Origin of the sequence: Pectobacterium atrosepticum (assembly GCF_000740965.1) — a bacterium.
GTDB lineage: Bacteria > Pseudomonadota > Gammaproteobacteria > Enterobacterales > Enterobacteriaceae > Pectobacterium > Pectobacterium atrosepticum.
On record NZ_CP009125.1, the window covers coordinates 3,733,944 to 3,747,855 of the forward strand.

General features: G+C 51.6%; 9 protein-coding genes and 1 pseudogene. 2 read left to right on the forward strand and 8 right to left on the reverse strand.

Going from position 1 to position 13,912, the window contains the following annotated elements; translation table 11 throughout:
• Positions 1-16 precede the first annotated feature (16 nt).
• The gene (locus GZ59_RS16535; RefSeq protein WP_039293243.1) at positions 17-2,914 is read right to left on the reverse strand and encodes a DNA primase; all 2,898 of its coding nucleotides are present in this window, start codon (positions 2,912-2,914) and stop codon (positions 17-19) included.
• A 152-nt stretch (positions 2,915-3,066) separates the two neighbouring features.
• Here GZ59_RS16535 and GZ59_RS16540 point away from each other — a divergent pair, with 152 nt between their 5' ends.
• Together GZ59_RS16540 and GZ59_RS16545 are read left to right on the forward strand one after the other, a co-directional pair.
• Positions 3,067-3,438: a helix-turn-helix domain-containing protein gene (locus GZ59_RS16540; RefSeq protein ID WP_039289056.1), complete on the forward strand. Its 372-nt coding sequence runs from the start codon at positions 3,067-3,069 to the stop codon at positions 3,436-3,438.
• A gap of 77 nt (positions 3,439-3,515) precedes the next feature.
• Positions 3,516-3,740 carry a SymE family type I addiction module toxin gene (locus GZ59_RS16545; RefSeq protein WP_039293246.1) on the forward strand — a complete coding sequence of 75 codons (225 nt, stop codon included), beginning with the start codon at positions 3,516-3,518 and terminating at the stop codon, positions 3,738-3,740.
• Positions 3,741-3,833: 93 nt separating this feature from the next.
• Here GZ59_RS16545 and GZ59_RS16550 read toward each other — a convergent pair whose 3' ends face one another.
• The 7 genes and pseudogenes from GZ59_RS16550 to GZ59_RS16580 all read right to left on the reverse strand — a co-directional run bounded on the left by GZ59_RS16550 (position 3,834) and on the right by GZ59_RS16580 (position 13,908).
• Positions 3,834-4,124, reverse strand: coding sequence for a hypothetical protein (locus GZ59_RS16550; RefSeq protein WP_235213961.1), 291 nt, complete (start codon positions 4,122-4,124; stop codon positions 3,834-3,836).
• Between the two features lie 286 nt (positions 4,125-4,410).
• Positions 4,411-8,932 (reverse strand): annotated as a pseudogene (locus tag GZ59_RS16555) (RHS repeat-associated core domain-containing protein); the annotation flags it as partial.
• 20 nt (positions 8,933-8,952) lie between these two features.
• Entirely contained in the window at positions 8,953-9,870 is a 918-nt protein-coding gene (locus GZ59_RS16560) for a DUF4123 domain-containing protein (protein ID WP_011094931.1), read from the reverse strand.
• Complete coding sequence (locus GZ59_RS16565) at positions 9,867-10,823, reverse strand: DUF4123 domain-containing protein (RefSeq protein WP_011094932.1); 957 nt, start codon at positions 10,821-10,823, stop codon at positions 9,867-9,869. The genes GZ59_RS16560 and GZ59_RS16565 overlap by 4 nt, the downstream gene beginning before the upstream one ends.
• A 168-nt stretch (positions 10,824-10,991) precedes the next feature.
• Positions 10,992-11,690 carry an ankyrin repeat domain-containing protein gene (locus tag GZ59_RS16570; protein ID WP_080708294.1) on the reverse strand — a complete coding sequence of 233 codons (699 nt, stop codon included), beginning with the start codon at positions 11,688-11,690 and terminating at the stop codon, positions 10,992-10,994.
• Positions 11,691-11,755: 65 nt separating this feature from the next.
• Positions 11,756-12,454 (reverse strand): ankyrin repeat domain-containing protein, encoded by a 699-nt coding sequence (locus GZ59_RS16575; protein ID WP_039293252.1) that lies wholly within the window; start codon positions 12,452-12,454, stop codon positions 11,756-11,758.
• An 80-nt stretch (positions 12,455-12,534) separates the two neighbouring features.
• Complete coding sequence (locus GZ59_RS16580) at positions 12,535-13,908, reverse strand: PAAR domain-containing protein (RefSeq protein ID WP_011094935.1); 1,374 nt, start codon at positions 13,906-13,908, stop codon at positions 12,535-12,537.
• Between the last annotated feature and the right edge of the window lie 4 nt (positions 13,909-13,912).

A 13,912-nucleotide genomic window follows, 5' to 3' on the forward strand; every position in this document is an offset into this window, starting at 1 on the left:
CGTTAAGGAAGCGGCGCTACGGTGTGATGCGCTTATCGTCTGCCACCGGAACAGGGCTTTTGGCTTTAACCCGACTTGCAACAGGTGACGCCTTATCCGCTGCGGCGTCGCGCGGTTTTGCTGACCCAGACTTAGCCCCGACTTGAGGCAGACTTGACCCCGACTTGCGGTTACCAGCCCCAGACTTGCGTGCGTCGCACCCGCCTTTTTCACTGCCTTCCGGTTCGATTAACCCGCACAGATGCGCCCCTTCCGGCACCGTGCCATCCCACAGCAGTTCGTATTGCAGCAGGTGTCCCCGGCTCCCGCCATGAACCAGCAGGTATTCCATTTCAGCCAGTCGCAGGCAGTGCAGCTTTAGCTGGCTGTCACTCCACTGCGTCGCGTTGCGGATATCCCGCCGGGTAAAGCGCACCTCGCTCGGTTTTTTGTTCTGCGCATGCGCTAACTGATTCACCATCCCCTGTATCAGCAGCAACAGCTTGCGCGTCTGCGGCGGCATTTCGTCCAGCGTCCGACCAAGGATTTCATGCGCCAGTTTGTTGGCCAGCACGATGTCCGAGCGTTCCACCTCGATATACTCGATAACCTGCCCACGGTGTTCAACCTGTTTTACTTCCCGCTGATACTGATGCAGCAGCGCGACAGACTGGATTAACGTCAGGTATTTCATATGGTCGCGGCGGGTGCGGGTTTTATCGCTCAGGAATGTGAGCTGGCTGGCGAACGGATTGACCACTTTTAGCGGTTTCAGTAACCGCTGGGCGTTCTGGTGCAGTTCGGTGAGATAGCCTTTTTCGTTCTCCATCAGCAAGCCCTCTAACGTCTGCTTGTGCCGCTGCAACGCATGTATCGCTTCGGTCTGTTCGCGGGATTCGTTCACGGTGAGGACCAGACAGCGGTTCAGCAACTCTTCGTCCACATCGATGGCCGTCGTCGTTAACATCAGCATCACCGGGCCTTTCACCGTGTATTGTTTGGTGACCAGATTCCCTGTGGCATCGTCCTTGCCGGTACTGGCAATGGTCAGTTCCCCGTCACTCTGCAACAGCTTGAGCGCATAGGCGGCTTGCCTGACACCTTCTTCTTCGGCGATGGCGAGGATTTTATGCTGGAGATTGGTTTCACCCAGATAGAACAGGCTTTGCCCCGTCATGGCGCTGTACTGCAACCGCTCTTCGGGTGGGATGAGATTCAGCACCGCCTCCATCAGCGAGGATTTTCCCGCCGCGCTTGATGACTGGATGAGTACGGCCAGCGGTTTATCCAGCTTGCGCGATACCGCCGCCAGATACCCCGCCACTAAGTTGGTCGATTCGCCGACCACGCCACAGGCCGCAAGGTCATCCGTCAGCCTGCCGATAAGGTTCGGGTCACGCAGCAACGTCAGCGCCGCCTCCCGCTGTTCATCGGTGATGTCTTGCGCGGTTTCACCGCTCGTTTCCGGCTGGCTCAGACGCGCTTCCAGTGCCAGCAATACCCGGCCTAAGCTACGTTTAACATCGCTTTCTGCTAACCCCAACTCCGAGGCGGCCAGCCGCGCATAACCTGCACGGCTTCGGGCACTCATCATGTCCACGCTGTCCGCGAACACCACGCCGCTGGCCGTGTCGATAACCTGCGCATTGACCTTCATCGTGCCACTGCCCGCTTTCACCGACGCCATGCCCCGGATGCGCCACTGCTGGCCGGATAACGCTATCTCAAGCTCACCGTTCGGCAGGGCTTCAACCACCACGCCCGGCTCTGACGCCTGCGCTGCCTTAACCACCGGAACCGCAGCTAAAGCAGAAGCCGGTTGTGGCACGGATTCAAGTTCAGCGCTGACCGCTTCCTCCATTGGCAACGCGCCGTCAACCAGTAACCCGAACGCTGCTTCCGGCTCCGAGACTTTACACAGGTATTCATTCGCATCCATGCCCGCCGGGAACACCACGCGGAACGGGCTGATGCCGTCAGCGGCTAATGCAGAAGCCAGTGTTACCGCCGCCGTATCGCCTGCCGCGTCGTTATCGAACGCTATCAGCACCTGTTTCACGCCGTGGCGGATAAAGGCAGTGCGCATCTCTTCCGTGAACCCGTTCACCCCATAGGCGGCGGTGACGTTGCGATAACCCGCTACCCAGAACGACATCGCATCAATGAGTGATTCGCATAAGATGATTGACTTACTTGCCACTAACGCCTGCTCGTTCCACATCCCACCGTGTGGCCCCGGCAGGTACAGATGTTTTGGCGTGCCGGCACGCAACTTGTCGCACAGTTTACGCCCGTACAGCTCCCGCACCTGACCGTTGATATCGATAACCGGAACAACCAGTGAACCCGCCAGATGCTCGTGGCCGCTGTCGCGCAGTACGCCCAGCGCCTGCAACTGACTGCGGATAGTGACACCGGCTTTCTGCTTGCTGGATGGCAGACGATAGCCCAGCGTGCGGTTGGCGAACCCTAAGCGGAACTGCGCCACTAACTCAGGATGATTGAGGCGGCGCTTTTCCAGATAGGCGACGGCCTCCGGCGCATTGAGCAGGGTGTGATGATAGAACTCGGTAACACGATGCAGTAACGCCTGCCTTTCCTGTTCATCGGCGATGTCCGCCACAGGGGGCAACGGCTCAGTGGTGGGCACGCTACCCAGTTCACGCCGCAGCTTATCGACCGTATGCGGCAGGCTTAAGCCCTCCGTTTTCATCACCCAGTCAATGACCGAGCCGCCTGCATCGCAGCCGAAGCAGTGATACAGGTTCTTATCCGGGCTGATAACACACGACGGCGTTTTTTCCTGATGGAACGGACACAGCACCACCCAGCCTTTACCGCGCTTCACCACCTTGCGCCCCTGAGAGCGCACCACTTCAACCAGTGACACGGCGGCTTTCAGGTGCTGCAACTCAGACTCGGGGATGCGTGCCATAAACGGATTTCCTCTAAAAACCTGTCAATAGGGTTTGGCTAAAAATAACTCGACAAGTATATACATCAGCTAGTAGTATTTACAACAGTATAATGTAAAGCATGGAGTAGATTATGGTCATCAGGTCACAAAGGATTTCAGGTAAAACGACTATGGCCGCACCGATAAGCAATGAAGAACAGGTCTTTATCACCGAACTGGGTAAGCGGATAACCGCACTGAGGAAAGAAGCTGGGATGACACAGACGCAGGTTGCACAGGCGCTGAACGTTTCCCAGCAGGCTGTACAGGCATGGGAAGCAGGAAGAAGACGGATACAGATTTCCATACTCCCAGCCGTGGCGAGAGTGTTATCAGTTTCTCTTGAGGATTTACTCGGTGAGGAAGCAGAGAAGGCCGCCCGTAAACGTGGCCCGACGCCAAAATGGCAACAGCTTATTGAAGAGATAGACAGTTTGCCGAAGGCAAAACAGAAGATGATCTCGGAGATGTTAAGCGCTCTGATTGCTCAGGCGCGTAACTGATGGATAAATAGCGCGGCGAAGATGAGTTCGCACCTCACCCCGCCGCTCACCGCAAGCAACTAAAAGAGGTAGTTACTATGGCTAACGCACATTCTAAGTCAGGCGTCACCGTTAATAAAGCAGCCAAAACAGAGCGTTACTACACCGTGGGATATGCTTCGCATAATGGCAAGCCCAACCCGCCCTCTGCCATCAACCTTAAAGGCCGCTGGCTGGAAGAGTGTGGCTTTATCACCGGGATGCCGGTGACCGTCACAGTGGAGCGCGGCAGGATTATTATTGAGACGCAGATTAATTTATAAAAACTGACCTGACCGCTAATAAAATAAAAAACCGGAAGGATCGTGTGATCGCTTCCGGCCATTAAAATAAGATGTCGTATTGCAAACCTGATATTAATTTGGCAGCAGTATTTCCTCTGCAACTATTTCTATGATATCACCCGATTGAATTTCAATTTTCATTCTTTCAAACCCATAGGAATTTCTATCTAACTCAATAACTTCATTAATACTCACGCTCTCTCCCCACTCATCACTCTTAGGTATATTAATCAACTTAACACCACTGGCTTTTATGACAACTGGTTCAGAGTTACTGTTCAATAATTTGATAACAAGCTCCCCTTTACTCCAATCAATTAATAAAGAAAGCAATGTCCAATCGTGCATATTTATATTCATCATGGGTCCATATCTAAGGGTAGATGAGCTTCAGGAGATTCGGAAGGAACGAGCTTCCCATTTATATCGAGCCTTTCTCCTGCTGGATTATTAACATGACAATGAGGACCGCAAGATGCATCAGGATGAATTAGTACCCTTTGTTTTGATGTAACAGGATCAACATAAGCTCCTTTACCTTCCATTGGGTTTGGCCCTTTAGGTTGAAGGCCCGCATCTCTTGCTACTTTATCAATTTCAGCGGGCTTTTTACCTGCTACGTCTTTAGGGTCAATATCAGGGGAAGTCGGTTGTTTACATCCAGATTCAGTCAACCCCAATGGGTCAACCCAAGTGAGCGGGTTGTGAACATAACCCTGCGGTCTCAACCCTCCCGCTAGCCCTATCGGGTCCGGTGACAGATACTGCCCACTCTCCGCATCATAGTAACGATGTCGGTTGTAGTAAAGCCCCGTTTCCGCATCGTACAGCTGCCCCTGATAGCGCAGTTCGCAGTACACTTCTTCATTCGCCGCATCACCCAGGTAGCGCCGCAGCGGGATGGGCCGTCGCTCTTCACGATGCGCACCCCACAAACCCTGCTCCCCACGCCAGCGAACTTCCCCTTCCTCGCTGCACAGCTCTCTCGCGGTTCCTGTCAGGTCAGTGACGATGTAGTGCAGTTGTGTGCTGTCGCCCTGCGCTTCTACCTGCGCCAGCGGCCGGAAGCTCCCCGGCTCATATACCCACTGCACTTCCCGCGCTGCGGAGCCGTCTGCCCGGTACTGCTGCTGACCAATCAGCTGGTCGCCATCCCACCGGTACGCCACCCGCGCTACTGCCTGCGCCGACGGCACCTGCCCCTCGCGCACCTTGTTGACTCTGCGACCAAACGCATCGTAACGATAGCGCCACCGCGCCCCGTCCGGCAGACTCACCCGTACCAGTCGGTCCTGTACGTCCCAGTCGAAGTACGTTTCCTTCGGCCTGAACCCCGGACGCGTTTCACGTTTCATCGCCAGACGCCCGCAGTCATCATACCGGTACTGCGTATGGCCCCGCTCGATTACCCGGCCTGCCGCATCGTACCGTGCCGACGACTGCACCACCGCATCCTGCACCTTCAGCGTCTCACCCAGACCTGGCGCTATCTGCGACACCTCGCACAGGTTCTGTTCGCTGTCGTAGCCAAACAGCCGCGCCTGACGCCGACGTCCCTCATCACGGCGCTCTGCCGTCACCTGACCCGCCCCGTTCAGTCGGAATGCCTGCTCACCCCAGTGGCTGTCGGTGATACCCGTCAGACGGTCCAGCACATCGTACTGATAACGACGCTCCAGCACGTCACTCACCCGCCCGTCCGCCCCTTCCAGCGCCTGACGCTGCAGCAGCCCCGTCGGACTCCACTCGTGGCGTAATGCAAACCCGCTGCCGTTACTGCGTCGCTGCTCTTCACCCGCTGCGGTATGGCTGAACTGCAACGGCTGGTGTGAACCGATACCCAGCGACGACAGCCGCCCCGACTGCCATGCCAGCTGCAGTGGTGCCAGAATGCCGTCGACAATGGCACGCTGACCGCCCGCGTCGTAACCGCTCTGCACCGCTTCGCCGTTGACCGTCTCCGACGTCACCTGGCCCGCCCGGTTATAGGCGTATTCCACCACCGCATCCGGGCTGGCGGCCTGGGTCAGCCTACCGGCAACATCATATTCCAGTTCGGTGATGCCGTCCGTTTCCCCGTCCGCTCTCCGCGCCGTGATACGCGTTATCCGCCCTGCTGTATCATGTTCATAATGAAGAGCACTGCCATCCGGTGCCATTCGCTGCACCAGACGGTCTGCTACATCGTAGTGATAGCGATATACCCGGCCGTCGTAATGCCGCTCCTCACTCAGCCGACCGCTGTGGTCAAAACCGTACGTCCAGTCCCGTCCCTGACTGTTCGTCACCCCGGCGAACTCCGCTTCCGCATTGTAGTGGTAGCGAACGGTTGCGCCCAACGGGTCCGTCGCTTCCAGCAGGTTATCAAACGCCCCATAGCGGAACTGGTAGCGCTGACCCAGCGCATCCGTCACTGCCGTCAGGTTACCTTCCACATCATAACCAAACCGAGTCTCGCTCCCGTCTTCGTACACCACCTTCGACGGTGACTCGCGCACACCGTCATATTCCCAGCGCCGGACCTGCACGCCCGCTTCATGCCCGATATGTCGCTCCGTCAGGCGGTCAAGGTCGTCATACCGGAACGTTACCGGTGGCGCATTATCCCGTTCAAGACTGCTCAGCAGGCCACGGCGGTTATAGTGATAACGCTGCAACACGCCGTCCGGCCCTATCACCGTCGACAGCTGTCCCGTTTCGCCATAAGAATACAGCCACTCACGCCCTTCCGGGTCGTTCACCTCCACAACCTGCCCGGCCGCATTACGCTGGTAGTGCCATTCGCTGCACAGCGGGTCGGTATAGGCCAACAGTTGCCCGTTGTCATCATACAAATACTGATGTGTGGCGCCGTCCGGCAAAGCAACCTCGGTCACCTGCCCCCAGTCGTTACGCTGATACGCCGTACGGCCGCCCAGCGGGTCAGTCTCCGCCACCAGTTGGTTATCCACCCACTCGAACAGGGTCTCACCACCATCTGGCGTACGCTTTAACAGAATATTATTACGCTCATCGCGCACATAGCTGATCACTCCACCAAACCCGCTATAATAATGGCTGGTCAGAGTATCATCATCATATTCAAAGCGCCCCGGCCAGTAACCTTCCGAGGTTCTATCACGAATTACACGACCTTTTTTATCGTAGTCGTGTTCAACCCAGGTCAACGCTAAATCCGACCAGCGCAGCAGCCAACCTTCAGGAGAATAACGATAATCAAAGTTACGCCCCTCATCCGCTCGCACGCTCAGTAAATGCCCGAGACTGTCATAGGTATAGCTAGCCAGTGTTTTCAAAGGCTTGCGATGAGTATCGCATAACGTTAAACAAGTAATACGTTGACGATGAGTTTCCACATGAATCAAGCGATTATCAGGCAAAGCCACCCAGCGTAATATGCCAAACTCCCAAATCAGCGAGATCTGGTTATCCTGCCGATCCTCTATTGATGTTAAGCATAATTCCATCCCTCTGGCGTGCTCAAACCGATAGCGCAAGCTACCGGCATCTTGCAAAATCAACCGTCCCTGTTGGCGGGTCAGACGCCATTGCGGGTTAGATGGCGAACGAGTGGATTCCCCCTCAATAGGCAAAACAAAGATCGCCTGATTGAACTCGCCGTCAGTCAGCGTCACCACACCGTCTTCAAGTGTAAGGCTCATATCCCAGTTACTACGCCATAGTGCGCCTAATAAACTAGGCTTCCTATCACCACCAGATCGGTAATAGCGTTTCATCACCAACGGTAAAATACTTGCCAGTTGGAAATCAGTACGCCACTCCACCATATAACCCGTGGCCATATCGACCGGTTCACCTTCACTTTTGCATTGATTTGATGTAGAGCAGGTATTTCCATCAGCTGTGTTAGCGGTAGATGATGAATGGCCGGGAGTCCCATCAACGTCTGATGGTGTTTTATCCGCTACCTTAATTTCAGGTTTTATAGCTTTTCCCTTACCTATCGCTTCTCCTGATTTTCTGGTAATTATTTTCCCAATAAATGCATTAACCTTCAGGATAATCTCATCAACAATTTCTTTAAATTTATCAATGAGTTTTTTAATAACACCACAAATCGCAGAAAAACTATCTTTTGCAAATGCAACAATCCAACTTTTTGCTGAACTTGCGGCATTATTTACCATTAATTCAATAGCAGTAATTATTTTATTGAGCAGATTTATAGCTTCTTTAGCCTCTTTATTAATTTTTTCTGCGAAGTCCATTAACCATCGAACAATATTACCATTAGACAAATTTCTAATTTCACGAACAGCCAGTTGAACAGCTTGATTATCCAACGCACTTTTTTCTAATGCTTTCATTGCACGGACAACAGATTTCCCTGCAATTTTTAGCGCATGTCCTGGACCAGGAATAACACCTACGACATTCAGTGCACCTTCAGCAAGAAAGTAGTTATCTTCCAAGTTATCTGGTTTCTTATAGGCGGCCCAGCACCACTCACCAATAAAATAAACATCGGGTGCTTGACCAACAACAGGGATAAAACCGAGAATAATTTGACAAAGCAACAAAACCGCTGTTTCTGTTGTCTGATCGGCAACCTCTGCCGACAAACTATGATGAATCTTATTAATTGCTCGCTTGAATTCACGATCCCCTGCATTAATCTGTTTTTTTAATGTTTGAAAGCGGTCATAGGCTAGCTGATATTTATCTTCAACATTAGAAAAAAATCGTCCACTCAATGTACTATCATCAACATTTACTTCATCATAACGTTCACTGTCTTCAGTGTCGTACTCTACAATCCCTTTTTCATGCAGCAGTAAATAAAGGGTAAAATACTCTCCTGCTAATGCAGCATGAGCGGGATTAGCTTGAAGTACCGGATTATTTTCTACGGTATCAGGGGAATCAAAATCATCTGAACCTTCTTTAATATCAAGTTGATAAGTACTGCATGCCATATCTTGGACTTTAAAGTACCCACTTCCATCCGTTTGCCCATCCGTTTTATTCCCTTTGCTATCGGTTAAAACAAAAGGAGCATTTGGTACAGGATCCCCTGACGAATAGACATATTGAACAAAGGTTTCACACTCACATTCTTTACACCCCCCTTGAATGATTTTATCCGTTGAAAACCTTTTTTCCGCAGCAGCACTACTTTGGTGTAATGAATCCTGTTTATCCTGACTCATGAAATGACGTCCTTTTTATTTTATGCTTCGTCCAGGTGGTCAATTGCTGCCTGATACAGGCGATCCATACGGCTTTGCGTGCCGATGTATTCTGGCTGTATCAGAATATTTTTTGCCCAGGGCTGATGAATGAATTCCGGCGAGAGCTCTGTCGCCAATGCCAGCCAGCGCACAATATCGCGGTCATTGTTAAAGCCATTGTTCCGCGCCTGTTCCGCCTGCTGGTAGGTAAATGTCTGTAGTTCATCGTCAGGCGCATGTTGCCAGCCAGCATGGTAAGCGCGCAGGTGTTCGCTATAGCGTGCCAGATTCTGATGTTCAGAAGGCACCATGATGGCTTGCCATTGTTCATCGCTCAGTTGACGCGGCAGGATGTCAGGAATGGAGTGGGGTTCGCGGGCTGTCAAATTTAAAGCACGTACGGTTCCATCAGGTGAAATATCGCAGAAGCTGGCTATAGGGCCATAGAGCGCGCAGGCTTCTTGTACAGAGCTGGCTGATAGCAGTTGATTCACCACCCGCCAGTCGCCAACGCGCAGAATGACATTCTCCCCGGAAGGTGAGGCCACCAGGCTCCACTGCCGCAGATGCTTCGTTACCTCAAGCAATTGATCGAGCGGCGAGTACGCCTGCATAAACCATTCCAGTTGCAGACCCATGCCCCAACCAGACTGGGTGATAATGTGTTCTTTCACCTGCGACCAGTTAGCAGCGTTAAGCGGGATGCAATACGGCGCTACCGACGCATGAACGCGCCCCGTTTCCCCCCAGTACAAACGCGTCTGTTCCAGGCTGCCTCCCCAGCGCTCGGCTAGCCAAGGCACCGCATCATTCATTGATGCCTCAGCAATAACAAAACAGCCACCCTGAGCGACACGCGTTTGCCAGACGGCATCATCTTCCGGCGTCAGTTCAAGGAAAGGTTGCGATACACTCACAGCGTGACCTCCGTCATGTCAGGTAACTCTCCCCGCATCCAACCGGGGCGATGGTAATTAAGCTGTACACTTTCAATACGTTCAGGCTCAGATTTAAAAATCCGAATACTGTCCGCAATCGAATAACGTTCAGTCAGATGAATAAAAATCGGGTGTAAATAGAATTCACTACCGAGTACCCAGCGATGAGCAGACCAGGCTTCACATTCCGCTTCGCTGGCTTTAGAGTAATATTTTTCAGCTAATGCAATACCGCTAATGAAGCGGGCCTTTACTACTTCGACATCCAGAGGAAAAACACATTGCGCACTGACAAAAAGAAAGAGTTCATTCGCTAATCGGTGTAATCGATTGTCATTGGCGAGAAGATAATATTGATAACTCGTTAAATTAATTTGGTACTCTTTATTAACTTCATTCTTATTTTTATTATTACCCTCTTGTTGTGCGAATAGCTGATATTCCCCTCGTTCACTATTCGCTACAGGCAAATAGATATTATTCAAAGGACCGAGAAAATCAGTTTGAGCAGCAAGGTCAAGGGTTGGCCACCAGGTCGATAAAACGTCTGGCACATAACTACGAAACAGCGCTCGTGTACCATCAGGCCAGAGACAGAAAATACGCGTCTGCCAAAAGTCAGCAACCTGCTGTAATGTCAGTGCGCTATGCGTAAGAATCACACCACCATGCCGCTCTGGCTGTGTATCGGTCAGCCAATGCAACAAGGTTTCTCCTGACTTAGCTTCTTCTACTTTCACCACAATAGGTGCCCACATCTGCCAGTTTTCAGCATCCTTGCCAAAATGCAGCTGTTGCCATATATCCGCCGCCGCAGGTTGAAAGGCCTGCCAATATTCAGGTAATTTGGGATAACTCAGCGGTGAGATAATAGCGTACAAAGGCGCATCAAACTGGCTGATTTCAAACAGAGTATAACCGTTTGCCATCATCGCTATTTGCCTGTAAATAAATGAGATAATTTTTAATACGATGAGCGACTATTTATTTTGTTAATAGTCACAGCACCGACCAGTTAATCACACTGATTATCTGGTCGGTAAGTGCAGTTTCTTTTTATGACACAAAATAGATAATAAAAACCACGAATCGAAATAAAATTACAGCGGCAGTCCTTTTTCCCAACGATCCCGAACTTCAGCAGGCGACAACGGTGGGAATTTAACACCGCGGTCCAGTAACAGTTGTTTTACCTTCAACGCCCAAGGGTAGTGAGGAGATTTAGGGGACATAATAGATAAGCTGTCTTCAACACTCCACGCTAAGCTAGCTCCCGTAGCCGAATAGGTATTAATATTAGCGCCCTGCTCAATCAGCCAATGTGAGATTTCATACTGGTTAAGATAGGCAGCATAGTGAGCACTATTGGTTTTTTGCTCATCAGGTAAATTTACGTCAGCTCCACGCGCCACAAGTAATTTTATATCGGCCCAGCGTTCTTCGTTAATAGCACTAAATATTGCTGGCTGCCCAAGGCGTCCAATTGCATTCGGATCACCCCCCGCATCCAGAATAATACGAAGCCAATCAGGATCTTTAACACCAGATACTCGATTCACCGCACTATCACCAGATCCATCTTTATAGTTTGGATCGACACCTAGCTTAAGCGCCAGCGTGACGGCTTTTTTATCCTTCGTCTCATAAATCAACCACAGTAGCGGTGTAATACCTTCTTTTCCCTTAATATTCAGGTTAACGCCCTGTGACAGTTGATGACGGGCTACTGATTCGTCACCTTTTTGAATGCTTTCCAGCACCGCCACCACTGGTGGTTCAAAAAGTTCACTCGCCCGCATACTGTGTCCTCCTGCCTGACAAGCGGTTAATAGTGGCAGACTAGCCAGCAGCCAATACCACCATCTCAAAGAGGTTCTCCTTTTTCCCAACGCTCCCGAACTTCAGCAGGCGACAATGGTGGGAATTTAACACCGTGATCCAGTAACAGTTGTTTTACCTTCAGCGCCCAAGGATAGTGAGGTGATTTAGGGGACATAATGGATAAGCTGTCGTGTACACGCCACGCCAAGCTACTGCCGGTTGAAGAATAGGTATCGAAACTTGCGCCCTGCTCAATCAACCAATACACAATTTCGTATTCATTTACATAAGCGGCATAAAGCGCACTATTTCTTTTATTTTGATCTTCTAAATTCAGATCAGCCCCTTTCTCAACGAGTAGCTTAATATCAGCCCACCGTTGCTCATTAATGGCACTAAATATTGCCGGCTGACCACGACGACCAATTGCATTCGGATCGCCACCAGCATCCAGAATAATGCGAAGCCAATCTGGATCTTTGGCTCCCGCCACGGAATTAACTGCGCTGTCGCCAAATCCGTCTTTATAGTTTGGATCGACACCCAGTTTAAGCGCCAGCGTGACGGCTTTTTTATCCTTCGTCTCATAAATCAGCCACAACAGCGGAGTAACACCTTCTTTTCCCTTAATATTCAGGTTAACGCCCTGTGACAGCTGATGACGGGCTGCTGATTCGTCACCTTTTTGAATGCTTTCCAGCACCGCCACCACTGGTGGTTCAAAAAGTTCACTCGCCCGCATACTGTGTCCTCCTGCCTGACAAGCGGTTAATAATCCCAGAATAACGACGCCTACCCATTTTATACGTGCCAACCATTGCATTATATTCCCCTGAATGTATTGGTTATCTTCCCGATATCTTCCTTTTTCTGGCTTTCAATACCCGCAACTACCTGATCCATACCGTGACGCGCAATCGGTGAACCGCCAACAGCGGGAAGCGCCATCATATCACCGCTTGCTTTCGGCAGCCCCCCTCCCAGTAGCTTTGCAACACCGATAACGCCCCCTAGCGCCGCACCGGCGGTTCCGCCAATCAATGCGCCCGCACCGGATAGCAAGCCTGGAATCAAAGCTTTACCGTAGGTTTGCACCATGGTTAATATCTCGCCATCAACCGCTTGTGTTTTAATCAATGATGCCGTTTCTGCCAATGTCGCACCACCACCTCGCAAGGCAGTATTCTCATGTAATCCTGCGGCATTGAACGTATAGCCGGGAAGTTTTGTCGCACTGACCGCTGCAGAGGCTAACCCGCCCCCCAGAGAGTGGCCAACAATAACAGGTGGAGGATTTGGCATCAGATCTTTGACTTGAGTCGCGAGATCCATTGCTTGTTTGTACTGCGCTGATTCAAATCCCATACCCTGAGTGGCGTTAGTCAACCAGTCTTTCACTCCCGTCACCGCATTATTGGTACCCCTATAGGTCAACATGGTTTCACCATTAATCGCTGATTTGAACAGGGCAGAACCAAACCCTGTTTTCTTATCCATAAAATCATTGTCCGTCAAACCAGGAAGTTTTTGGACATCCAGCAGTTCCAGACCAACCGGAGCCTTAGGCAGTTTATCCAGCACTCCTCGTCGAAATTCATCGACCGAATAAACGTACTGAGCCGCCTCCGCGCGCAAGATGCTGTCGTTATTAAACGCCAACCGCTTTGCCGCATCGGCTAATCCCGGCAGCGTCGCCGCCTCGGTCGCCAACTTGGCACGAGCCAGATAGCGCTCTTTACGCTGTGCGACAGAGAGCAGATCATCAAGAATGGGCAACTCGGCGACCGAAGCCCATTCCATTAATGTCGGCAACAGCATTGGCGTCAATGCCAACAGAGGCGCGCGGCTTTTGGCCGATTGTTCGGCGCACGGTTTAACCGGGGACTGATAAGGCGAGTCGCCAATGATCACATTCCCGCTGCCAGCAGCAACCGAGCCGCCACAGCCGATCGCATCACCGATACGCGCCGCCAGCTTTCCATTGATGATGACCGTACCGGAGCCCGCAGATATCGCTCGATTGTGTACGCCGTGAGGCATATTCGGGCAAGGGCAAGCATGGAGCAAAACCCCATCACCTTTACGGGCCGCTGGTTTGCCATTGATGATGACATCACCGCTGCCTTCAATAATTGGGGTCGCAGGAAAACAACCGTGACCTACGCAGCTGTCTCCTAAACGTGCAGCACCTGGCATAGTT